Annotated in this window: 20 protein-coding genes and 1 pseudogene; 8 read left to right on the top strand and 13 right to left on the bottom strand. The window is 58.8% G+C overall.

Annotated features, from left to right (window positions below; genetic code table 11):
* Positions 1-45: 45 nt before the first annotated feature.
* Positions 46-642, bottom strand: a complete 597-nt coding sequence (locus tag C2E19_RS04260; protein WP_064388829.1) for a MarC family protein — start codon at positions 640-642, stop codon at positions 46-48.
* Between the two features lie 264 nt (positions 643-906).
* Between C2E19_RS04260 and C2E19_RS04265 the strand changes: the two genes are divergently transcribed.
* Entirely contained in the window at positions 907-1,710 is an 804-nt protein-coding gene (locus C2E19_RS04265) for a hypothetical protein (protein ID WP_129388498.1), read from the top strand.
* A gap of 80 nt (positions 1,711-1,790) precedes the next feature.
* Positions 1,791-2,510: a hypothetical protein gene (locus C2E19_RS04270; RefSeq protein ID WP_129388501.1), complete on the top strand. Its 720-nt coding sequence runs from the start codon at positions 1,791-1,793 to the stop codon at positions 2,508-2,510.
* Here the strand turns inward: C2E19_RS04270 and C2E19_RS04275 are convergent, their stop codons facing one another.
* From C2E19_RS04275 to gcbA, 12 genes and pseudogenes are all read right to left on the bottom strand, one after another.
* Positions 2,511-5,288, bottom strand: coding sequence for a hybrid sensor histidine kinase/response regulator (locus tag C2E19_RS04275; RefSeq protein WP_129388503.1), 2,778 nt, complete (start codon positions 5,286-5,288; stop codon positions 2,511-2,513).
* A 99-nt stretch (positions 5,289-5,387) separates the two neighbouring features.
* The gene (purD, locus tag C2E19_RS04280) at positions 5,388-6,683 is read right to left on the bottom strand and encodes a phosphoribosylamine--glycine ligase (RefSeq protein ID WP_129388506.1); all 1,296 of its coding nucleotides are present in this window, start codon (positions 6,681-6,683) and stop codon (positions 5,388-5,390) included.
* Between the two features lie 154 nt (positions 6,684-6,837).
* Positions 6,838-8,445, bottom strand: a complete 1,608-nt coding sequence (purH, locus tag C2E19_RS04285; protein ID WP_129388509.1) for a bifunctional phosphoribosylaminoimidazolecarboxamide formyltransferase/IMP cyclohydrolase — start codon at positions 8,443-8,445, stop codon at positions 6,838-6,840.
* Between the two features lie 83 nt (positions 8,446-8,528).
* Positions 8,529-8,849 carry a DNA-binding transcriptional regulator Fis gene (fis, locus tag C2E19_RS04290; protein WP_002555375.1) on the bottom strand — a complete coding sequence of 107 codons (321 nt, stop codon included), beginning with the start codon at positions 8,847-8,849 and terminating at the stop codon, positions 8,529-8,531.
* Positions 8,846-9,856 carry a tRNA dihydrouridine synthase DusB gene (gene dusB, locus C2E19_RS04295; protein WP_129388513.1) on the bottom strand — a complete coding sequence of 337 codons (1,011 nt, stop codon included), beginning with the start codon at positions 9,854-9,856 and terminating at the stop codon, positions 8,846-8,848. Before dusB ends, fis begins: the two co-directional genes overlap by 4 nt.
* Positions 9,857-10,041: 185 nt before the next feature.
* Positions 10,042-11,319 carry a DUF3426 domain-containing protein gene (locus C2E19_RS04300; RefSeq protein ID WP_129388516.1) on the bottom strand — a complete coding sequence of 426 codons (1,278 nt, stop codon included), beginning with the start codon at positions 11,317-11,319 and terminating at the stop codon, positions 10,042-10,044.
* A 30-nt stretch (positions 11,320-11,349) separates the two neighbouring features.
* Positions 11,350-12,228, bottom strand: coding sequence for a 50S ribosomal protein L11 methyltransferase (gene prmA, locus C2E19_RS04305; RefSeq protein ID WP_129388519.1), 879 nt, complete (start codon positions 12,226-12,228; stop codon positions 11,350-11,352).
* Between the two features lie 282 nt (positions 12,229-12,510).
* On the bottom strand, positions 12,511-13,869 hold the full coding sequence (accC, locus tag C2E19_RS04310) for an acetyl-CoA carboxylase biotin carboxylase subunit (RefSeq protein WP_129388522.1): 1,359 nt from the start codon (positions 13,867-13,869) through the stop codon (positions 12,511-12,513).
* 17 nt (positions 13,870-13,886) lie between these two features.
* Positions 13,887-14,345: an acetyl-CoA carboxylase biotin carboxyl carrier protein gene (accB, locus tag C2E19_RS04315; protein ID WP_129388525.1), complete on the bottom strand. Its 459-nt coding sequence runs from the start codon at positions 14,343-14,345 to the stop codon at positions 13,887-13,889.
* A gap of 48 nt (positions 14,346-14,393) precedes the next feature.
* The gene (gene aroQ / locus C2E19_RS04320; RefSeq protein ID WP_129388528.1) at positions 14,394-14,846 is read right to left on the bottom strand and encodes a type II 3-dehydroquinate dehydratase; all 453 of its coding nucleotides are present in this window, start codon (positions 14,844-14,846) and stop codon (positions 14,394-14,396) included.
* Positions 14,847-15,107: 261 nt separating this feature from the next.
* Positions 15,108-15,614 (bottom strand): annotated as a pseudogene (locus tag C2E19_RS29355) (methyl-accepting chemotaxis protein); the annotation flags it as partial.
* A gap of 1,491 nt (positions 15,615-17,105) precedes the next feature.
* Positions 17,106-18,776: a diguanylate cyclase GcbA gene (gene gcbA, locus C2E19_RS04330; RefSeq protein ID WP_129388534.1), complete on the bottom strand. Its 1,671-nt coding sequence runs from the start codon at positions 18,774-18,776 to the stop codon at positions 17,106-17,108.
* Between the two features lie 325 nt (positions 18,777-19,101).
* Between gcbA and C2E19_RS04335 the strand changes: the two genes are divergently transcribed.
* The 6 genes from C2E19_RS04335 (at position 19,102) to C2E19_RS04360 (ending at position 23,894) form a co-directional block, all read left to right on the top strand.
* Positions 19,102-20,250, top strand: a complete 1,149-nt coding sequence (locus C2E19_RS04335; protein WP_129388537.1) for a DUF2515 family protein — start codon at positions 19,102-19,104, stop codon at positions 20,248-20,250.
* The gene (locus C2E19_RS04340) at positions 20,247-21,011 is read left to right on the top strand and encodes a hypothetical protein (RefSeq protein WP_174823923.1); all 765 of its coding nucleotides are present in this window, start codon (positions 20,247-20,249) and stop codon (positions 21,009-21,011) included. Before C2E19_RS04335 ends, C2E19_RS04340 begins: the two co-directional genes overlap by 4 nt.
* Complete coding sequence (locus C2E19_RS04345; protein ID WP_174823924.1) at positions 21,011-21,814, top strand: hypothetical protein; 804 nt, start codon at positions 21,011-21,013, stop codon at positions 21,812-21,814. The genes C2E19_RS04340 and C2E19_RS04345 overlap by 1 nt, the downstream gene beginning before the upstream one ends.
* Positions 21,708-22,214 (top strand): Hcp family type VI secretion system effector, encoded by a 507-nt coding sequence (locus C2E19_RS04350; protein ID WP_129388540.1) that lies wholly within the window; start codon positions 21,708-21,710, stop codon positions 22,212-22,214. Before C2E19_RS04345 ends, C2E19_RS04350 begins: the two co-directional genes overlap by 107 nt.
* Positions 22,211-22,687 carry a hypothetical protein gene (locus C2E19_RS04355; protein ID WP_129388543.1) on the top strand — a complete coding sequence of 159 codons (477 nt, stop codon included), beginning with the start codon at positions 22,211-22,213 and terminating at the stop codon, positions 22,685-22,687. Before C2E19_RS04350 ends, C2E19_RS04355 begins: the two co-directional genes overlap by 4 nt.
* A gap of 139 nt (positions 22,688-22,826) precedes the next feature.
* The gene (locus C2E19_RS04360) at positions 22,827-23,894 is read left to right on the top strand and encodes a DUF2333 family protein (protein ID WP_064388778.1); all 1,068 of its coding nucleotides are present in this window, start codon (positions 22,827-22,829) and stop codon (positions 23,892-23,894) included.
* Position 23,895: the final 1 nt, after the last annotated feature.

The following is a 23,895-nucleotide window of genomic DNA, read 5'->3' on the forward strand; positions in this document are numbered from 1 at the left end:
GTTGTAAGGGCTGCGGATCAGATCATCCGCAGCCCTTTGTCGTTTTCAGGAAACCAGGTAGCCCTTCACCCCGGTAAAGATGATCTGCGCCGCCAAGGCGCAGACAAACAATCCCATCAACCGACTGACGATCTGCAAGCCCTGGTCGCCGAGAATCCGTTCGATGTGATTGGACAAGTACAGCACCACCCCAACGGTGAAACTGGCCAGGGCGATACTCATGATCGCGGTCAGTTTGTCATCCCAATGCGGTTGGCTGATACCCATTACCAGCAGTGCACCGATAGTCCCCGGGCCAACGGTCAAGGGGATGGTCAGCGGCACGATTGTCACATCCTGCTGCACGTTGTCACTTTGCACCACAGGCTTGCCTTGGGCCATGCCCAGAGCCGAGATGAACAGCACGCTGCCGGCACCGATGCGGAATGCGTCTGCGGTAATCCCGAACACGTCGAAAATCACCCGGCCAAACAGATACAGCAGAACGCTGGAGACCAGTGTGGCGATGGCCACTTTCCAGGCCAGGCGCCGCTGTTCCTTGCGCGAGTAGCCACGGGTCAGGCTGATAAAGCAGGACAACACGAAGAACGGGCTGTAGAGCACCAGCATCTTCAGGTAAACGCTGAATAACACGTGGAGCATGGGGAGACGTCCGTACCGGTGAAAGTTGAGCGAAGTCTATCAGGCAACGGGCAGTCTGTCGGACTCGATTGCTTGCCGTACGGCATAGTTCAACTGTTCGTTTTTTCAGCTGCTAGTTCTAAGAGGTTTTGACTTTTGAGTTGTAAGTTGCTGTTGTTGTTTATTGGTAATACTCATCAGCTTGTTGGGTGAAAGTTTTCTGCGTAAGTTTGCACTGCGGGCTTGGAAAGAAGCTCAATTAAAACAAACTAATGGAATTGAATCATGCAGGCTAATACCGTACTCAGTGTTGCAGAACGACTGGAACGCTTGAATAATTATAATATAAGTGCCGACCAGGTTGTTTTGGCCCCGCGCAGTTTTTCCGGTGTAACAGCTTTTGATGTCGAGCAGCCAGATCAGGCTGCGATCGTAGGCGAAGCTATTATTGCTTTCGTGTCGGGCATGTCCGAACAGAATCAGGCAGACGTTCGCAATACCTATCTTTTTTCGACCCTGGTGGCTAACAAGGAATATCCTTTGGAAAGCCAGGGCAAGGAGTGGTACAACACTTTTCTGACAGTCATGCAAGACTGTGGTTGGGCCAATCTCAAGGGATATTACGACTCTACCCAAGCATCCGGTAAAAGCTTCACGATGGACCAGCTTGCCCTGACCATTCTCGGCTCCGCCGCAGCTGCGGCCGCCCTGCCGGGTCCAACTTCGGCGCTGTTGCTGAAAGTGGCAACCGATGCAATGGCGTCTCTGCAAAACTCCGAGAAACCTCTTCAGGTTTTCGACAAGAATGTCAAAAACAAGGCTAACGGTGGTTTCGCGGTTGGTTCGTGCATTGAAACACCGGATAAGGAAGTCATCCTGACAATGGGCGCTGTACGCTTTATTAATCGGGTTAATCAAACCAAAGTGCTGTTCGTCAACTGGGATAGCAGTTCGGTAGATCTATATAAAGGTGAGTCTCATATGACGATGGTTCCATTTCTCATCGCCAAGACGCGCGATCTCATTTCCGGTGCGTTGGGTGATCGTGCAGTGACTAATGTAAGTAGGTGGGCTCTGAAGTTAAAGTAAGTCAGTAAGTTCTTAAGATCTAATCAAAGCATGTGGTGGCTGTTTTCAGTCGCCGCGTGCTCAATTCGAGGAGTTGTCCAATGCAGGAAAAGTATGCAATTTATCGAAATGCCGGCGCATTGGTTCTGCTGTCGTCAAGAATGACCGAGCAGGAAAAACAGGATGTACAACATTCCCTCCTGTTTGCCCAACTGGTTGCCACCAAAATGTTCCCGCTAGACAGTGAGCAGAATAACTGGTACGCGACCTGGCAGCAGGTTTTGAAGGACAACTGGCTGGAGAAAAGCTGGAAATCGTTCGAGCTCACTCCGCCACGCAAATCCAGTGACACAGCCATGACGAGGCTGGTGGACTATATGGAGGGTGGTCTCGAAAGTGCCGACAAGGGCACGTTGGTGCCAGTCCTGAAAGACATTGTCGGGCGGTCGGCTGCAGACCCGCTCATCGAGTCTCTGCACGAGCGGGTTCAGCAGTCGATCGAACAGGACCCGGCGGACGAACCAGGCTTCGGCCGATTTCGTTTCTTGCTCATCGTCGCGCAACCTGGCCCCCGGATTAACGCGACATACATGACATTGAAGTCTTCGGTAGCCGGCGCAATCAATCCGTACTCTCAGATTTTTACTGCTGCCAATGTTTCAGGGTTGGTAGAGCAATACTTCCTGCAACTGGATCTTGCTCCGCCACTCTTCGATCCGATCCGCGAAATTCTCGCGGGGCACGTGCTGCCATACATGGACTTGATCGAAATGGTTACTGACGGTCAGGTGGATGAAAAGCTGTTGGCACGCGCAGGCTGATCAGGATGTTTGCGCAGTACTTCGGTTCTGCTGATCGCGCTGGGCCACCCAGTGTTCGATCAGCTCGCGCAGTTGCGACAGCTCCACCGGTTTCGCCATGTGCCCGTCCATGCCGGCCTGGCGTGCGCGCTCTTTGTGCTCGGCGAGGATGTGCGCGGTCAACGCTACGATCGGTGTGCGGATGCGCTGATTGCTGACTTCCCACGCGCGCAATTGCTGCGTCGCCGAGAAACCATCGAGAATCGGCATTTCGCAGTCCATCAACACCAGGTCGTAACGCTGGGCTTTCATTGCTTGGAGCGCTTCTTCGCCGTTGCTGGCGGTGTCGGGTTGCAGGTTGAGCTTGCCGAGCATGCCGCGAATCACTTTGGTCGAAATCGTGTTGTCCTCGGCGACGAGAATGCGGAAGTCGCTCGGTACCTTGGCCGCCGTGGCGGGCGTGACCACTTGCGGCTGGAACACCACCTGGCCCTTGTTGCGCTGGTTCAGTTCATCCGCCAGCGTGGTCTTGAGTGTATAGCCGGCCACCGGTTTGGCGAGGATGCGCTTGATCCCCGAGTTGCGCGCGATGATCTTGCTCGGCGCATTGCTGATGCCGGTGAGCATGATCAGCAGGATGTCGTGGTTCAGGCTCGGATCTTCCTTGATCTTGGCGGCGAGTTGCATGCCGGTCATGCCGGGCATGTTCTGATCGAGCAGCACCACATCGAAGTAATCGCGCAGGTGTGCCTTGGTGCGCAGCAGTGCCAGCGCTTCCTTGCCGGATGGCACGGCGCTGACGTTCAAGCCCCAGGCACTGCATTGCTGGACCAGGACCTTGCGGCAGGTATCGTTGTCATCGACCACCAGTACGCGTGCACCTTGCAGCGGACTGTCGAGATCGGACGTCGGATGCTCGAGGCGATCCGGATCCAGCGGCAGCGTCAGCCACAAGGTACTGCCCTGACTGGCACCACTCTTGATGCCGAATTCGCCCTGCATCAAACGGATCAGTTGGCGGGCGATCACCAGGCCGAGGTTACCGCCCAGACGGTTGGCCGAGAGGAAGTGCTTGCTGTGCAGTTCGGCGTGCATCAGCGCATCGCGTTCTTCCTGCTCCATCGGTGCGCCGCTGTCCTGCACGGCGATGCGCAGGCGCGGTTTGCTGCTGCGTTCGTCGAGGGCGACCACAATCAGCACTTCGCCTTCTTCGGTCTTCTTCAGGGCATTTTCCAACAGGCTCAGCAGTGTCTGGCGCAGGCGCGTCGGATCACCGCTGATCACCCGTGGCACTTGCGGCTGGATGAAGCTGATCAGTTCGACGTTCTGTTGTTCGGCCTTGGCCCGGTAGATGCTCAGGCAATCGTCGATCAAGGCGTTGAGGTCGAACTGCACGTCATCCAGTTCGATTTGCCCGGATTCGAGCTTGGAGATGTCGAGGATCTCGTTGATCAGTGTCAGCAGTTCGTTGCCGGCACTGTAGATGGTTTGCACATAGTCGCGTTGCTTGACCGACAGCGGCGTGCCCAGCAGCAGTTCGGTCATGCCCAGCACGCCGTTCATCGGTGTGCGGATTTCGTGGCTGATCTTGGCGAGGAATTCGGCTTTGGCGTTGATCTCGGCATTGCTCGCGGCGAGGTCGCGGCTGATGCTGAAACGGCTCTCGGTGATACTGCGCTGGCGCTCGCCCAAGGCAATGCTCATCAGCAGACCACTGATGCAGATGAACACCATCAGGGTCATGATCAGGCCTTGCGGTGCAACCAGTGTCAGCCCGAGCAGCGCCGGCAAAATGATCAGCGTGCCAATGTTGAACACCACCATCGCTGCAACGAACAGCCGTGCCGGGCGGTAACCCTTCTGCCAGTGATAGAAACTCACCAGCAGCATGCTCAACCCGGCCAGCGCCACCAATGCATAGGTGATGATGTTCAGCGGCAGCGTGTTGACGAACAGCAGCAACAGACTGCAAGTGACGATGAACAGGATATCGCCCAGCAGCAGTTTGTTCAGCGGGTGCGGGCCGAGCGGCGCGAAGAAGCGCAAGGCAAACATCAGCCCGGCCGGCGCGGTCAGCAGCAGCGCCAGATAGGCGCCGGGGGTCTGGATCGCATGCCAGTTCGGCAACCATGGGCCGGCGAGGTTGAGCAGCAGCAACAGGCTCAAGCCCAGCAGCCCTTCGCATACCGCCAGCCACAAGCTGCTGCGCGACCGGGAATAGGCGTAGCGCACAAGGTTGTGCAACAGCAGCATGCCGAGACAGCCGAAGAGCAGGCCGAAGATCAGTGTCTGGTTTTGATTGGCCGCGCTCATAACTGCCGATTGCAGGGTGATGTGCGGACGCAACTGATGGTCGGACACCATCCGTAGATAGACATCGAGGGGTTTGTCGCTCTGCGGCAGCGGCAACATGAAGTCGCTGCTCGGCAGGGGCCGCTCAGCCTGCGGCTGGTCAGTACCGGTGTTGCGTTGCTCGAGCAGCTTGTCGCCGTCCAGCACGTAGAGATTGAGGTGTGACAGGTCGGGAGCGAAGATGCGCAGCACTTGTTCGTGCTTGCCCGGCGCCAGTCGAAAGCGCAGCCACAAGGCTCCTTCGGGCTCGGACGCGGTGAGGCGGTCAAGGTCGATGGGGCTGAATTGATTGGTGTAGCGAGCGGAGCGGATATCGCTCAGTTGCAGATTGCCCTGATCGTCAAGCAATACCGACCAGCCACTGCCTTGCGCGGCCTGGGCCGGGAGCATGCAGAGCAAGGTCAGCAACGTGACGGTGAAGCTTATGGCAATCCTGAGCCAGCGCACGGCGAAATCCCTTCGTAGATTGGTGCCAGAATATAACGATGCGCGGCGGCGGAACAGCCCGGCGAGGAATGGCTCACCTCGCCGGACTTGAAGGACCGCTTATTCCTGGTTTTCGCCACGTTCACGGGCAATGGCACGGTAGCCAATGTCCTTGCGGAAGAAGCAGCCTTCCCAGTCGATGGCCGCTGCCAGCTTGTACGCTTGCTGCTGGGCTTCACCCACCGAAGCACCCATTGCGGTGGCGCACAGTACGCGACCGCCGGCGGTAACGACGTTGCCGTCTTTCAGTGCAGTGCCGGCGTGGAAGACTTTGCCTTCCAGTTTCGCCGCAGCATCCAGACCGTTGATCGCTGCGCCCTTGGCGTAGTCGCCGGGGTAGCCGCCAGCGGCCAGCACGATACCGACGCTCGGGCGTGGATCCCACTGTGCTTCGACCTTGTCCAGCGCTTGCGCCAGCGCCGCTTCAACCAGCAGCACGAGGCTCGATTGCAGACGCAGCATCACCGGTTGGGTTTCCGGATCGCCGAAGCGGCAGTTGAATTCGATAACCTTTGGATTGCCAGCCTTGTCGATCATCAGACCGGCATAGAGGAAACCGGTGTAGACGTTGCCTTCTTCGGCCATGCCGCGCACGGTCGGCCAGATCACCAGATCCATCACGCGCTTGTGCACGTCGGCGGTGACCACCGGGGCAGGGGAGTAGGCACCCATGCCGCCAGTGTTCGGGCCGCTGTCGCCGTCGCCAACACGTTTGTGGTCCTGGCTGGTGGCCATCGGCAGCACGTTCTTGCCGTCGACCATGACGATGAACGACGCTTCTTCGCCGTCGAGGAACTCTTCGATCACCACGCGCGAACCGGCGTCACCGAAAGCATTGCCGGCGAGCATGTCGCGTACGGCGTCTTCGGCTTCAGCCAGGGTCATGGCGACGATCACGCCTTTACCGGCGGCCAGGCCGTCGGCCTTGATCACGATCGGGGCGCCTTTTTCACGCAGATAAGCCAGGGCCGGCTCGATCTCGGTGAAGTTCTGGTAGTCGGCAGTCGGGATCTTGTGGCGAGCGAGGAAGTCCTTGGTGAAGGCTTTCGAGCCTTCCAGCTGTGCAGCGCCGGCGGTCGGACCAAAGCAGTCCAGGCCACGCGAGCGGAACAGGTCAACGACGCCAGCCACCAAAGGCACTTCCGGGCCGACAATGGTCAGGAAAACGTTTTTCTCGGCGAAGTCGGCCAGTTGCTCAAGGGCCAGCACGTCGATAGCGACGTTTTCGCACTTGGCTTCAATTGCCGTACCGGCGTTGCCCGGCGCGACAAAAACCTTTTGCACACGTGGATCCTGAGCCACTTTCCAGGCCAGGGCGTGTTCACGGCCACCGCTGCCAATGATCAAAACATTCATTTCAAAAAACCTCAAATTCTGTGGGGCGCTACCAAACCGCTGTGTTCAAACCCTGTAGGAGCTGCCGAAGGCTGCGATCTTTTGATGTTGACCTTCAAGAGCAAGATCAAAAGATCGCAGCCTGCGGCAGCTCCTACACAGAGGGGGCGAAAAATCAGTGACGGAAGTGGCGCATGCCGGTGAACACCATCGCAATACCAGCCTCATCGGCTGCAGCAATCACTTCAGCATCACGCATCGAGCCGCCCGGCTGGATCACCGCAGTGATACCGACCTTGGCCGCATTGTCCAGGCCGTCGCGGAACGGGAAGAACGCGTCCGATGCCATCACCGAACCGGCAACTTGCAGGCCGGCATGCTCAGCCTTGATCGCGGCGATACGCGCCGAGTTTACGCGGCTCATCTGGCCAGCGCCGACACCGATGGTCTGACGGTTCTTGGCGTAGACGATAGCGTTGGACTTAACGTACTTGGCGACTTTCCAGGCGAAGATCAGGTCGTGGATTTCCTGTTCGGTCGGGGCGCGCTTGGTCACGACTTTCAGGTCATCGGCGCTGATCATGCCGATATCACGGCTCTGTACCAGCAGGCCACCGTTGACGCGCTTGTAGTCCCAGGCAGCAGCGCGGTCAGCCGACCACTCGCCGCAGGCCAGCAGGCGCACGTTGGCTTTCGCCGCAACAATCGCGCGAGCTTCTTCGCTGACGCTTGGGGCGATGATCACTTCGACGAACTGACGCTCGACGATCGCTTTGGCGGTCTCGGCATCCAGTTCACGGTTGAAGGCGATGATGCCGCCGAACGCCGACTCGGTGTCGGTGGCGTAAGCCAGTTCGTAGGCCTGACGAATGCCGCCTTCAGCGTCCGGGCTAACGGCAACGCCGCACGGGTTGGCGTGCTTGACGATGACGCAGGCTGGTTTGACGAAGCTCTTCACGCACTCCAGCGCGGCGTCGGTGTCGGCCACGTTGTTGTACGACAGCTCTTTGCCTTGCAGTTGGGTCGCGGTGGCGATGCCGACTTCGGCTGGCTTGGCCTCAACGTAGAACGCCGCGCTCTGGTGCGGGTTCTCGCCGTAGCGCATTTCCTGCGCCTTGATGAACTGACTGTTGAAGGTGCGCGGGAATTCGCTGCGGCCTTCGGTGCTCAGGGTTTCAGCGGACTGATTCACGGTGCCCATGTAGTTGGCGATCATGCCGTCGTAGGCAGCTGTGTGTTCGAAGGCCTTGAGCATCAGGTCGAAACGTTGCGCGTAGGTCAGGCCGCCGGCCTTGAGGCCTTCGAGCACGCTGGCGTAATCGCTGGCATTCACCACGATGGCCACGTCTTTATGGTTTTTCGCTGCCGAACGGACCATGGTCGGGCCGCCGATGTCGATGTTTTCGATGGCGGTCGGCAGGTCGCAGCCTGGCTTGTTGATGGTGGCTTCGAACGGGTACAGGTTAACGGCAACCAGATCGATCGGCTTGATGCCGTGCTCGTTCATGATCGCGTCATCGATACCGCGACGACCGAGGATGCCGCCGTGGATTTTCGGGTGCAGGGTTTTCACCCGACCGTCCATCATCTCGGCGAAACCGGTGTAATCCGCGACTTCCACTGCGGCAACACCGTTGTCGCGCAGCAGCTTGAACGTTCCGCCGGTGGAGAGGATCTCGACGCCCAGGGCTTCAAGCTCCTTGGCGAATTCGAGGATCCCGGTCTTGTCGGAAACGCTGATCAAGGCGCGGCGGATCGGCAGGCGGGTAGTCTGGTCGGTCATCTCAATTTCCATCAAAAGCAAAGGAAGTCAGCAAAAAAGGCGACCGTTTTTTACGCGGGCGCCTTTCTGGTTTGATTGAATGCTTACAGCAGATCGTACTGCTTGAGTTTCTTGCGCAGCGTGCCTCGGTTGAGACCGAGCAGCTCGCTGGCCTTGGTCTGGTTGCCCTTGACGTAGTTCATCACGCTTTCGAGCAGGGGCGCCTCGACTTCGGAGAGCACCAGGTTGTACACATCCGTGACGGACGCGCCCTCAAGGTGGGCGAAATAATTGTGCAGCGCCTTCTCGACACTCCCGCGAAGGGTCTGGCCTTCTTCGCTCGGGGTATTGAGGTGCTGTTTCAAATTCACGTTGTCGCTCACGGGTGTTGTTCCACTCACTAAAGTCTCGGTCATCATCGTCATGCGGCCACCCCTTCTTCGTCCCCTGTCAGGCTCTTGTAACGCTCGGCGAAGAACTCCCGAACGTTGGCGCATTGTGTTTCCGTACCATCCAAACGATTGAAGTGGGCGCGAAACTCCCTGGCGCCCGGCAAGGTTGCGAGATACCAGCCCACATGCTTCCGGGCAATGCGCACGCCCATCACGTCCCCATAGAAAGCGTGAAGTGCGGCCAGATGCTCCAGCAGAATGTGTTCCACCTCGACCAGCTCCGGCGCCGGCAATTTCTCGCCGGTGCGCAGGAAGTGTTCGATCTCGCGAAAAATCCATGGCTGCCCTTGGGCAGCACGGCCTATCAACAGGCCATCGGCACCGGTTGCGTCGAGGACGTAACGGGCCTTTTCCGGCGAATCGATATCGCCATTGGCAAACACCGGGATCGACACCGCCTGCTTGATCGCGGCAATCGTGTCGTATTCGGCTTCACCCTTGTACAGATCGGCGCGAGTGCGGCCATGCACTGCCAACGCGGTGATCCCGGCCTGCTCGGCGATCTTCGCCACAGTCAGGCCGTTCTTGTTGTCGCGATCCCAGCCCGTGCGGATCTTCAGGGTGACCGGCACATCAACCGCAGCCACAACGGCCTGCAGGATCTCGGTCACCAGTGCTTCATCTTTCAACAACGCGGAACCGGCGGCCTTGTTACAGACCTTCTTGGCCGGGCAACCCATGTTGATATCAATAATCTGTGCGCCCAGTTCGACGTTGGCCCGGGCTGCATCCGCGAGCATCTGCGCATCGCCACCGGCAATCTGTACCGAGCGTGGCTCGGGATCGCCTTCGTGGATCATGCGCATGCGTGACTTGCGGGTGTTCCACAAACTCATGTCGCTGGTGACCATTTCCGAGACAACAAGCCCTGCGCCCAGACGCTTGCACAGCTGACGAAAGGGCTGATCGGTGACCCCCGCCATCGGGGCGAGAATCAAGCCGTTCTGCAATGTGTATGGGCCGATGCGTACCGCCGACATAGGACTTCCCTGAAGTGGGGCCGGATCATGAGAGTTCGAAAAAGGGTTGGCATGATACCCGCTCTCGATGACTGGATAAAGGCTGAATTGAACAAAATCTGAACAGTTATTCTGTTATTGCCAGCGGTTTGGTTGCGCCGGGTAAAGTCAGAAAACCGCCGTCAATTCAGAAACGGTGAGGCGTTTCACTCGGGGGAGTGAAAGTTCAGGCTGTAATTCACCGCTTTCGGGCCTGGATCGAGAATATCCAGCGCAATGTGGATCGGCGTCTGCGGCGGCATTTCCGCCAGACCTTCGAGATCGCCGCTGAGGTATTCGCCGGGTTTGAAGCGACGACTGGCGATCAGGTGACCATTGAGATCGGCAAAACGCAGTTCAAGCAACGGAAAGGGCTGGGAGAACGTTGCGCGGTTGTAGATGATCGCATCGACCACCAGGGCGCCGCTGAATTCAGGGTGGCTGCGTACCACCAGATTACTGCTCTTGATCCGCGCGATATCGACCTTGGATGGCACCGTGCAGCCGATCTGAGGGCAGATTTGCTGGAACCAGGGACGGTATTGATCCTGTCGCGCCAGTTCATCGAAATGGTAAGAGACGTATTGGGCGACGAGACCGCCGGCCGCCAACAGCACCAGCAATAGCCACAGCAGGCGTCGGCCCCACGGCGAGCGGCGTTTCTGCCAGTCGAGTTGCAGCGGGTCGTCGGTCAGGTCCTGGAGGACTTCGGCGCGCACGCCGGGTTCGCCACGCTCGCGTTTTTTGCGCAGCGGTTCGATCACTGGCAGGTCGTCGTCATCGCCTTCGTCACTGGCAGTGAAGCGTTCGCGACGGGCCTTCGGATCAATCGGATCGTGCAGGCGCAATTGCGGAATGGCTGGCTCGTCGTCCAGATCTACCGGTTCCAGCGACAACGAAGGCTCGGTGCGTGCTGTTTTGACCGGCTCGATGTCGACGGTTTCTGGCTCGTCTTCCTCGGGCTCGGCAGTGTGCTCATCGGAACGTTCGCTGAACAAGGTGTCGCGCCAGAGTGTTTCATCCGGTTCAGGGCTGTCGCGACGAGCGCTCAGGGAGTCTTCACGTTGACGACCGAATTCGGTGGTTGGCTGGATTTCGCGCTGTTCGAGGCGAGCGAGTTCTTCATCCAGATCGAGGCTGTCGAGATCAAGCTCCGACGCGCTCCACTGCTTTTGGCTGATGGCGCGCGGTGCTGGCGGTTCGACGATGGTTGACGGTTCGATGGTCGGCGCTGGCTGCGTAATCGCTGGCGGCTCGGCAATGGGCGGCGCGACAGGAGTCACCGCATCCTTGCCGGCGTGTTGTTCCAGCAGCTGTTTGGCCGCGTTGAACACTTGCAGGCAGGAGCCGCAGCGAACCACCCCGCGGGCCACGCTCAATTGAGCATGGCTGACACGGAAACTGGTTTGGCAATGCGGGCACTGGGTGACGAAACTGTCGGTCATGCGGCGATCCGGATTATGCAGGCGGTCATTCTAGCGCCGACGGCCGGTGATGCGCACCCAGCCATCGCGATTGGCGATCGGGTCAAGATCGAAATCCTGCGCATAAGCGGCGGCGACTTCATCGCCTTGCTCGGCAAGAATGCCCGACAGCGCCAGACGGCCACCGGATTTCACCAGGCTGGACAACTGCGGCGCCAGCGAAACCAGTGGGCCAGCGAGAATATTGGCGACCAGTACGTCGGCTTGCACTTGCGGCAAATCTTCCGGCAGGTACAGCGGGAACAGCTCTTCGGCAATGTTGTTGCGCCCGGCGTTGTCGCGCGACGCTTCCAGCGCCTGCACGTCGATGTCGGTACCGACCGCTTCTTTCGCGCCGAGTAGCAGGGCGGCGATGGCCAGAATCCCCGAGCCGCAACCAAAATCGAGCACGTTGCAGTCTTTCAGGTCCTGACCGTCGAGCCATTCCAGGCACAGCGCGGTAGTCGGGTGAGTGCCGGTGCCGAACGCGAGGCCCGGGTCCAGCAGCAGATTGACCGCGTCCGGCTCAGGCGCGGCGTGCCAGCTCGGCACGATCCACAGACGCTGGCCGAAACGCATCGGCTGGAAACCGTCCATCCAGCTGCGTTCCCAATCCTGGTCTTCGATGACTTCGCTGTGATGCTCGGGCAGCGGGCTGCCGGTCAGCAGTTCCAGATGCGCCAGAACCGGTGCCGGTTCGGTGCCGCCCTCGAACAGCGCCAGCAGGTGCGTGTGCGCCCACAGCGGGGTGGTATTGAGTTCCGGCTCGAAGATCGGCTGATCTTCGGCGTCCATGAAGGTCACCGACACGGCGCCCACTTCAAGGAAAGCGTCTTCGTAGGTTTCGGCTTGTTCCGGGCTGATGGCGAGACGTACTTGCAGCCAAGGCATGGCGGGCACCTTTGAAAAATATTGATTGCAGCCTAGCGGCCGGCGAGAAGCGCGCAAGTTTACGCGAGCGCGCGTGGTTTGTGGGAGGAGCATTTGTAGCGCAGATGTTGTGTGGCTTGAAACCTGTGGGAGCGAGCCTGCTCGCGAATGCGGTGGGTCAGCAATGAAGATGGAGACTGTTACGGCCTCTTCGCGAGCAGGCTCGCTCCCACAAGGGATTTGTGAAACCTGCAGAAACAACAAAGCCGCCCGAAGGCGGCTTTGTCTGGTGCGGCTCGAAGCTTAGTGCTTCTCGGCAGCCAGCTTGTGCTCGAGGTAGTGAATGTTCACACCCCCTTTGCAGAAGCCTTCGTCACGAACCAGATCACGGTGCAGCGGGATGTTGGTCTTGATCCCGTCAACCACGATTTCGTCCAGGGCATTGCGCATGCGTGCCATGGCTTCGTCGCGGGTCGCGCCGTAAGTGATCAGCTTGCCGATCAGCGAGTCGTAGTTCGGCGGAACGGCATAACCGCTGTACAGGTGCGAATCGACGCGAACGCCGTTGCCGCCTGGAGCGTGGAAATGCTTGACCGTGCCCGGGCTCGGCATGAAGGTTTTCGGGTCTTCAGCGTTGATCCGGCATTCCAGCGAGTGACCGCGGATTACCACGTCGTCCTGGGTGAACGACAGCTTGTTGCCAGCGGCGATGCTGAGCATCTCTTTGACGATGTCGATACCGGTGACCATTTCCGAAACCGGGTGCTCCACCTGAACACGCGTGTTCATTTCGATGAAGTAGAAACGACCGTTCTCGTAGAGGAACTCGAAAGTGCCCGCGCCACGGTAACCGATGTCGATGCACGCCTTGACGCAGCGCGCCAGAACTTCTTCGCGAGCCTTCTCGTCGATGCCCGGTGCCGGCGCTTCTTCGAGAACCTTCTGGTGACGGCGTTGCAGCGAGCAATCGCGGTCGCCCAGATGGATGGCGTGACCCTGGCCGTCAGAAAGAACCTGGACTTCCACGTGACGTGGATTGGTCAGGAATTTTTCCAGATAGACCATCGGGTTGCCGAACGCCGCGCCAGCTTCGGTGCGGGTCAGTTTGGCGAAGGCGATCAGGTCTTCTTCCTTGTGCACCACGCGCATGCCGCGACCACCACCGCCGCCAGCGGCTTTGATGATCACCGGGTAGCCGACTTCACGACCGATGCGCAGTGCCGTTTCTTCGTCTTCCGGCAGTGGGCCGTCAGAACCTGGAACGGTCGGTACGCCCGCTTCGATCATCGCGTGCTTGGCCGATACCTTGTCGCCCATCAGGCGAATGGTGTCGGCTTTCGGGCCGATGAAAGCGAAGCCAGAGTTCTCGACCTGCTCGGCGAAATCAGCGTTTTCCGCAAGGAAACCGTAGCCTGGGTGAATGGCGGTAGCGCCAGTCACTTCAGCGGCCGCGATGATTGCCGGGATGTGCAGGTAAGAGTGCGCGGCAGAAGCCGGGCCGATGCAGACGGATTCGTCTGCCAGACCCAGGTGCATCAGCTCTTTGTCGGCCTTGGAGTAAACGGCGACGGTCTTGATGCCCATCTCTTTGCAGGCACGCAGAATCCGCAGGGCGATCTCACCGCGGTTAGCGATCAGAACTTTTTCCAACTTCGCAGTCATCAAAGGCTCTCCGCAGTTCAAACGATGGTGAACAGCGGTTGGTCGTACTCAACCGGCTGGCCGTCTTCGACGAGGATGGACTCGATCACACCGCTGGTTTCAGCTTCGATGTGGTTCATCATCTTCATGGCTTCGACGATGCACAGAGTGTCGCCTTTCTTCACGGTCTGGCCGACTTCAACGAAGGACGGCGAGGTTGGCGAAGATTTACGGTAGAACGTGCCGACCATCGGCGAACGGGCAACAGTGCCGTTCAGCGCTGGAGCAGCAGCGGCAACCGGGGCTGCAGCAGCAACCGGAGCAGCAGCAGGCGCAGCGGCCGGTGCTTGCATCGGAGCCGGCGCGTAGTACTGCTGAGCCGGGGTCTTGCTGTGACGGCTGATGCGTACGGACTCTTCGCCTTCCTTGATCTCGAGCTCGTCGATGCCGGACTCTTCCAGCAATTCGATCAATTTCTTAACTTTACGGATATCCATGAATCATCAACTCCCAAGGGTCGGTCAGGGGCGCTTAACGCTTGTATTTCAAGTCGTTGCCGGTGTTTCAAGCTGTTCTAGTGCAGCCTCCAGGGCCAGTCGGTAACCGCTGGCGCCAAGGCCGCAGATCACTCCCACCGCTACGTCGGAGAAGTAAGAGTGATGGCGGAAAGGTTCGCGTTTGTGCACGTTGGACAAATGCACTTCGATGAATGGGATGCTCACTCCCAGCAACGCGTCACGTAATGCGACACTTGTGTGTGTAAAAGCTGCTGGATTGATCAGAATGAAATCCACACCTTCGCCGCGCGCGGAGTGGATACGGTCGATCAATTCGTACTCGGCATTACTTTGCAGATAGAGCAGATGATGGCCGGCTTCACGGGCGCGGCGCTCCAGATCCTGATTGATCTGCGCCAGGGTCGTTGAACCGTAGGTGCCGGGTTCGCGGGTGCCGAGCAGGTTCAGGTTGGGGCCGTGGAGCACCAGGAGGGTTGCCATCTGCGTAGTCCTTGTTATCAATGAGCATTCGTCAGAACCCGGCGACTATGCCGCAAAGACTTTGTGACTGTCCAGTTCTATGCAATAGCCAGCACGATGGCCGATGTTTGCGCAAAATATGTGACCAAGTGATTTGATCCGGTCATTTGCGGCAATCCCTGTAGGAGCTGTCGAGTAAAACGAGGCTGCGATCTTTTGATCTTGTTTTTAAGATCAGGATCAAAAGATCGCAGCCTTCGGCAGCTCCTACAGGGGTTTTCGTCAGACGCGGAAGGCTTGTACGGCGGTATGCAGTTGACCGCCGAGAACCAGCAAGTTCTCGCCCTGTTCGCGACCTTGGCCGATCCGCAGCAAGTTATCCCCACCCAACTGATGAATCCGCTCGCTGTGGTCACGAATCTCGCTGACCGCGCTACTCTGCTGTGCCGTCACGTCGGCAATGCGAATCGCCGTGTCGGAAATGGTCTGGATCGCCCCGACGATCTTATCCAGTGCGCCATCCGCCGCTTGCGCCTGATTGGCCGTGGCTTCGGCGTGTTCGACCTGCGCGCGCATGCCTTCAACCGATTGCCGCGCGGCGGTTTGCAGGCCGGCGATCAGGGTCTGAATTTCGGCAGTCGCGCCGGCGGTGCGTTGCGCCAGCGAACGAACTTCCTCGGCGACCACGGCGAATCCGCGACCCATTTCCCCGGCGCGCGCCGCTTCGATTGCGGCGTTCAACGCCAGCAGGTTGGTCTGGTCGGCAATCGAGCGAATCACCGTCAGTACACCACCGATGGTTGCCGACTCTTCAGCCAGATGCTCGATCATCTGCGCATTGCCCTGCACTTCACCGACCAACGCATGCAGCCCGGTCAGGCTTTGGCCAATCACGGTCTGACCATGTTCCACGGCCAGTCCGGCATGACGGCTGGCGTCTGCGGCCTGCCGGGCATCCCCAGCCACTTGTTGAATCGTCGCTTCAAGTTCACCGAGAGAGTCGCGAATCAGCGCAGTGTCGCCGGCCTGATGTTCAGCGCCACTGTGCAAGTCGTTACTCAGCTCTGCGAGGGTGCGACTGCTGCCGGCGACTTGTTCGGCGTTGCCGCGAATGGTCCCGACCAGATCCACCAGATAGGCGCGCAAGCGATTGAGCGAAGCCTCAATGTCATGCAGTTCGCGATTAGTCTTGCCCAGATGAATGTCGCGGCTGAAGTCGCCTTCGGCCCAGGTCGAAAGCGCCGGGGCGAGATTGCTCAGGGTGCGCGAGAGGCGGCGCTGCAAGGTGTCGATCAGCAGCGCGATCAGCAGAATCAGGCCGATCATCACGCCCTGCATCAGCCGCACTTCGCCTTGAATCTGTCCATGTTGCGCACGCACCACCGGCTCAAGTCCGGCGATGGCTTGCTGCACGGCGGCGATTTTCTGGTGAGTGGCGGTGCTGAGTTCGGTGCGTTTCTGGATTTGCTCGCGGGTACGCGCCAGTTCTGCCGGATAGCGTCCGAGCAGGCTGGCGAGTTCGCGTTTGAACCCGACGCCAGCGTCTTCGGCGACAGCTTTTTCGCTGTTCTCGATGCCCATCATTGCTGCGAAATCGTCACTGCCGGACTCGCTCTTGGCCACCACGCCGAGCAAGGGCAGGGCATCAATCAATTGCGCCTGAGAGCGAATGTTGCCGACCTCGCGCTCAACGTCCGCCGCCAGTTCGCTGCGGCCGCTGCTGACCAGCTTGTCCCGCGCTAGCGACAGTTTGCCCAGATGTTGCGAGGCCGCCAGCAACGGCGCCAGATAGCTCGCGTTGCCGTTCGCATAAGTGCTGAGCTGATCGAGGCTGGCGCTCAATTCACGCTCGGCCTGCAACAGCAAGGCCTGCGGATCACCGGCCAGTTTGCCGGCCGCGAGCAAGTCGGTTTTGCTGAACTCATCCAGCTCCGCCAGGCTCGGACGCAGCGTATCGGCCAGCGCCGGCGGCAGTTCGCCGAGTTCTTTGCGCAAGCCGTCGATGGCCTGACTGGCGCTACTCAGACGCAAGGCGTCGCCGCTGGCGAGGTAGTCCTCGACGTTGCGCGCGACTTCGTTCTGAAATTGCTGCGACAGGCGCAGATAGCGCTCCATCAACAGATACGGGCGTTCGAGGGCTTTTTGCGACCACCACAGCGTGGCGCCGAGTGCGAGGCACACGGCGACCAGCAGCAGCGTATTGAGATTGGTGAGCAACTTCAGGCGCATGACGGCTACCAACGGCAGAAATGGTAAGCGCCTGAATTTATTGCGGTTCTGTTACAGGGTTATGACCGAATCGGTGGAATCCGATGAAAAAGTGGCACTTTGCTTTGATTCCCGCGCAGCTTGCACGCGATTGCGCCCGGCCCCCTTGGCGCGGTACAGCGCCTCATCGGCCTGACTGGCCATCATCAGGCTGTCGCAGTCGTCGTGCATTTCCACCACGCCGGCGCTGAAGGTGCACCACAAGTCCTGCGGCTGCGCCGGGTAATGGATCTCGGCGAAACGCTGGCGGATCTCGTCGAGCACTTTGTGCGCAGCTTCTATATCGGTGTCGGGCATGACGATGGCGAACTCTTCACCGCCATAGCGGCCGATGAAGTCGGTCTTGCGCAAACGCTGCTTGAGAAACAGTGCGAGGCTCTTGATCACGCGATCGCCCATCGGGTGACCATGGCTGTCATTGACCCGTTTGAAGTGGTCGATGTCGAGCATCGCAAAGCTCAACGGCTTGCTCTCGCGGCGGGCGCGGAACGAGCAGTCTTCGAGCAATTGCAGAATGTGCGTGTGGTTGTACAGGCCTGTTAGGCTGTCGCGGACCATCCGTGCTTTCAGATTGCGCGCGCGGGCGGCGCGGTTGCGCACGGTAGTGATCAGATGACGCGGCTTGATCGGTTTGGTCAGGAAGTCGTCGCCGCCTTCGCTCATCGCATCGAGCTGCTTGTCCAGATCATCCTCGGCCGACAGATAGATGATCGGCACGCTGACATAACGGTCGTTGTGACGAATCACCTTTGCCAGTTCCGTGCCGGTGCAGGCCGGCATGTACATGTCGAGGATGATCAGGTCGGGCTGGAAATCGGCCAGTTCGGCCATCGCCTGAATCGGTTCGATCAAGGTGCGGGTGACGATGCCGGCACTGTTGAGCAGACGCTCGGTGTGCAGGGCCTGCGCACGCGAGTCGTCGATGATCAACACTTTATAAGGTTCGTACTGGGCGACGCAGGTGAGGACTTCGATCTTTTCCAGCAGGCTCGACGCTTCGAGGGTGCCGGTGAGGAACTCCTGGCCACCGGCGCGCACGGCGGCGAGACGGGTCGGGGTGTCGGTTTCGTGCAGGCTGAAGAACAGCAATGGCAGCGGTTCATCCAGACCGACCTGGGCTTCGGCGGCGAGTTTCAGGCCAACGCCGGCGCCGCTGAAATCCACGTCCATGACAATCGCGGCGGGCAAGCGCTCGACCATCGATGAGCGAAACGCCGCGACACTGTCGAGTGCCTGCGCGGTGAGGCCGAAGAACTCCAGTTGCTTGGCCAGCCGTTCGGCACGGTCATGATCTTGCAGCATCACGTAGATCGGTTTGCGCAGCGGTGGCAGGAAAGTCTGGTCGAGTTGATCGCCATGCCGCAGGCCGGTGCGCGACAAACGCTGCATCAAGCGATTGAGGTCGGTGATCAGGCCGCTGCTGAGACGGCCGCGATTGGCGTCCACCGCTTCCAGCGATTGACTGATGTGATGCGCGAGCTGGGTGTGTTCGGGCTGTTCGAAACGCTCGGCAAAACGCAGCAGGCGCAGGTTGGCCTCGCTCAGTTCGGCGAGGTCGACGGTGGACCATTCACTGCGTTGCAGGCGCTGCCATATCTCAAGAATCTGACGTGCCTGATGAATTACCCGCTGGGCAAAGTGGTGCTTGAGACGCTCACGGCTGGGGTCTTCTGGCTCGGTCATATCCTGACTACTAGTTAGGCTGCATGCTGAGATCGACTGGTGGCTCTATGCTAGCACCTCTTTTCCCTTAGACGAGTGTCGTACGTCAATAATCTGCAGTGCGACACAATTCAGTTTCTGACCGATTGGTTTTGTTTTTGACCTGTTCGTCGGTGAAGTCCCCGGCCTTCGGGGGCTTTGGGATGTTTCCTGTCATTTGAGAGGAAGCTTCGCAGTCATTGAGAGACATCGTCTGACAGGGCTTTCTGATTTTTCGTCGAGGCGGCTTCACAGCGGGTTTTGCTTGGTAGGGTTCAGGGATTCCCCTAGAGGCTTTGCGCCCGACATGAGCCAGTGTTTCAACGAACATGCCAGCGATGAACAACGCCTTAACCACAGCACCGTGCCCGTAGCCGATTGTGAATGCAGTGAAGAGTTGCTGTATGGCGAGAAAGTGCGCGTGACCGAGGTACCGGTGCTCACGTGCCAGTGCCTGTGGCGCGAGTATCAGCGCCAGGCCGAGGAAATCGTTGCGCCCCAGGGCGTCTTTATAGCCGACCCGGTCAAACGCAACCGGGCGATCAACGCTGCTTATGCCCGACTCTGGCAACACGACAAACGTTTTCAGTGGGCCGGTTTGGCGGCGTTCGCTTCCAAGCAGGTGGGCTGTGGATTGCTCCATGCCGCTGAAAGCATCGAACGTATCCGCGAAGAGTACGAAGCGCGCCAGCGAATGCGGGAAGGGCGGCGTGAGTCCGGATTGCTGACACCGGGAAAAATGCCCGAGCAGGCCGAAGACTTGCGGGAATACGAAAAGGCGCAGGCACGTAATCCCGTGCCGTCCGTGGATTTTCGCGCCAGCGGCGAACAGCTGTCATTGGTGCAGCAACAGTTCCAGCATGTGTACGAGATGATGGCGATGGGTAATACCACGCTGTTTCTGGATGTTTATCCGTTGCATCAGTTTTATGCGGTGCGTGGGTTGGGGGAGTTGAAGAAGTGTCTTGAGAATCGGCAAAAAATCTATGGGCATGCAAAATTTCCATTGCTATGGCCAGTGGGGCAGAAGCAACTTCGCTTCGGTTTGAGATTCCCGGAAGTCGTGAAAGCCTTCGAGGCTATAGAGGCAGGAAGTATTGCCGAAAGCGTGGAGAGTTTGGCTTGGCATGAGCAGCAAAACATTCTCCAACCAACTATCTACGAAAATCGTCATCTTGTGATGTTGTTGCGCAGCAATCATTTTTCCTACGTTACCGGCTTCCCTTCTGGTGTTGCTCAGGCCATCGAATTGACCCTCACCAGCCAATGTCAGCGGGTTGATGATGGTCGTACCATCGATTTTGGTCGCAATCCGCTAGCGGACTTGTCGGATATCGAACAGCGAATGGAGTTCGTGCTTCGGGCGGCCGATCGTTTTGACAAGATGCTCAATGACGAAAATAGAGATCCATTAGCGCATTCCATTGCTGAAATTGCCGCCATGGAGGGTGTTTGAAGACCTCTGGTATCGCTCTGCTCAGCTGGCACAGTTGGTCATGGCTGTTGCTTTTGTTTGTTTTGGGACTGGCCGTCGCGCACCAGTTGACGCAGCCATTATGGGATGAGCCTGTGATGGTCTTGGAGATTGGGCAGACCTTGGAACACATGGAAGCGCACTCAACTGCCCCATTCAGTGCATGGGGGCGAGGCCGCAGCGGTGTTTCGGGCGGTATTCCAAAGACGGATGCGCGCCTGCGATTTGTCGATCCGACATACAGTTTCGAGACGCCTCTGGCGCGTTTTTTCGCGGTTACTTTTAAAGATAACGTAATCGAATCCCTGCGCATGTCCCCGCAAATCGAGCCATTGCTCATCGACGATGTCATGCGAGTGGTTCTCGACCTACAGGCCCAATGGTGCGCGAAAGGCTGGAGACCGATTGGCACACGGCGCAACCCGACCATTGCGGATACTCCCGCGTGGCGGGCTTATATCCGGCCGGGTGAGCTCGCTGGCCAGTTCTATTGGCAGGCTGGCGACAAGTATCAGGCAATGCTGGTTCTCGGGCGGTTCAGGGACTCCAGGCACCCTGATCAGGAACGCTACCTCATTACCCTCGCTATCGCGGAGCCGTGGCTCCAATTCGAAGAAGACGAACGTCGTTTCGAACCTCATCCTTCCCCGCCGCCACAGCCCGAAGTAGGGGCCGTTCCATGCCCGGCTTCGAATGCATTAGAACGATCCATTGATGAAATCGCTGCCATGGAGGGCGCTTGATGATCAAGCGTTTTTCTTTGTCCAACGGGCGCAGTTGGGTGTGGCTGGTGCTTTGTGTAATTTTGGCAATGGTCGCTGGACGTCAACTCATGCAGCCGTTGTGGGGCGATCCCGTGATTGCTCTGCAGATGGGAGGGCCGTATGAATATATGGAAGCGCACTCGACAGCCCCTTTCAGTGCATGGGGGCGCGGCCGTAAAGGCGTTTCGGGTGGTATTCCAAAAGTCGACGCCCGTCTTCGTTTTGTCGATTCGCAATACGGTTTCGAGACGCCGCTGGCTCGTTTCTTCACGGTGACTTTCATCCGCAATTTGGTCACTGACATCCGTATGTCTCCGCAAATAGAGCCGTTGCTGATCGACGATGCCATGAAAGTTGTTCTCGACCTGCAAGCCCAATGGTGCGCAAAAGGCTGGAGGCCGGTGGGAACCCGGCGCTATCCCACCATTGCTGATACGCCCGAGTGGCGGGCCTATCTCAGACCAGGGGTGCTCCAAGGACATGCCTATTGGCAGGCCGGTGACAAGTATCAAGTGATGCTGATATTGGCGCGATTCAGAGACTCCCGGCATCTCGACCAGGAGCGCTATCTCATCACTCTTGATATCGGTGAAGCGTGGCGGCTGTTTGAAGAAGACGAACGTCGCCTCGAACCCCACCATTCCCCCCACCCCAACCCAAAAAAGGAGCCACCCCATGCCCATCCCAGCCTTCATGACCCTCCACGGCAGCCGACAGGGCCTGATCAGTGCCGGCGCTTTTACCGAGGCTTCAGTGGGCAACAGCTACCAGAGCGGGCGTGAAGACAAGATCATGATTCAGGCCTTGAGCCACGGGATTTTTGTGCCGAAGAACGCCGGGGCGGGGCGGCGGATGCATAAGCCGCTGATCGTCACCAAGACCATCGACAAGGCCTCACCGCTGATCAATACCGCGCTGTGTTCCGGCGAGCTGCTGAGCCAATGCCGGGTGGAGTGGTTTCGTACCTCGGCTCAGGGTGTTCAGGAACACTTCTACACGATGGAACTGGAAGACGCGGTGATCGTTGGTGCTGAAATACTGATGCCGCACTGCCAGGACCCCGACACTGCTCATCTCACGCAATTGGAGAAAATCCATTTCCGCTATCGGCGCATCTATTGGCGCCACGAAGTCAGCCGGACGATGGGTTCCGACGAATGGCAAGGCGAGGGCCAGGGATGAGGCTGGTTTGTCACGCGCACCTGAGCGAGGCCGATCGTCAGCATGTCTATCCGCAGGATCAGGCGTTGGAGCGGGTCTATCAGGCTCTGCTGGAGCGCTGCCCCCTCGACGGGCTGGATGAGTTGCGATCGGGCTTGATGATCAATCTGGACAGCGAAGTGCTGGGCGAAGTCGAGCGTGGCGACTGGCTGCTGCTCAGATCGCGAGCCGAATTCGGCCAATGGCCGGTCGCTGCGTCGATCTTCGATCAGGCCGTGCTGGAACTGATGAATAATCCCCCGGCGCAGCCCATCCGAACCCCGCAGATCTTCCGTCTGGTCGACAGCATGACCGGCGAGCCGCTGCCACAGCAGGCGTACACCGCAACGGTCGACGGCGTCCCCAGCCAGCGCAAGACTGGCGCAGCGGGCATTGCATATCTATTTACACCGGAAGATGTCCGGCAGATTTCCCTGAAAATTTTCAACGTCTGAATCGCGCGTCTATCCTTTCGCTCTCGGGCAGCAGCTACTTGTTTTCCCTCAGCCTCCCAATACCGGGTGCCCGGCCTTGGCACGTTGTTGTATGGTTGTGGTCGAACCGTTGAACCCAAGTGATTGAAAGGATATCGCCATGCTGGACTGGAAAAACCGCGCGGGCAGCGCGCCTGAACGTGCCGCCGAGCCCAAGTCGGCCACCCGCAGCTATGTCGGTGGGGTGCTGTTCAGCCGCGCTTTGGCCACGCTGATCGGCCTCTATCTGCTGGTGACCATCGGCCTTGGCTGGTACTGGAGCCAAGAGCCGGCGCTGTTTCCGGTCGCACAAAACGCGCAAGTGGCTGCCGAGAAAGAAGGCAAGCAGATGGTCATCGGCTACACCACGGTCGAAACCCTGAAGACCGTTGCCGGCACCTTGCTCAACAAACCGGGCGGCTACATTTCCAACGACCGCTTCCCGCCAGGCTTGTGGATGGACAACACGCCGAGCTGGGAATACGGCGTGCTGGTGCAGGTGCGTGACCTGACCCGCGCCTTGCGCAAAGACTTTGCCCGTTCGCAGTCGCAGTCGGCGGAAGATGCCGATCTGGCCAAAGCCGAACCGCGTTTCAACTTCGACAACAAGAGCTGGATCCTGCCGTCGAGTGAGTCGGAGTACCAGGAAGGCATCAACTCCCTGAGCCGTTATCAGGCACGCCTGTCCGACCCTACTCAAAAGAACGCGCTGTTTTATGCCCGCGCCGACAACCTGAACAACTGGCTCGGCGATGTGGGCACACGTCTCGGTTCGCTGTCGCAACGTTTGTCGGCCAGTGTTGGCCGGGTCAAACTCAACACCGCACTGAAAACCGAAGTACCGGCCATCGGCGAAGTGCCGCAGGTTGACGAAGAAGTCGTCGAGACTCCGTGGATGCAGATCGACAACGTCTTCTACGAAGCACGCGGTCAGGCCTGGGCGCTGTCGCATCTGCTGCGCGCCATCGAAGTCGACTTCGCCGATGTACTGGCGAAGAAGAACGCCACGGTCAGCGTGCGTCAGATCATCCGCGAACTGGAAGCCTCGCAGGAACCGGTCTGGAGTCCGATGATTCTTAACGGCAGCGGCTTCGGCGTGTTGGCCAACCATTCGCTGGTCATGGCCAACTATATTTCCCGGGCCAACGCTGCTGTGATCGATTTGCGTCAACTGCTCAATCAGGGCTGAT

This window comes from Pseudomonas sp. DTU12.3, assembly GCF_004124275.1.
Classification (GTDB): domain Bacteria; phylum Pseudomonadota; class Gammaproteobacteria; order Pseudomonadales; family Pseudomonadaceae; genus Aquipseudomonas; species Aquipseudomonas helmanticensis.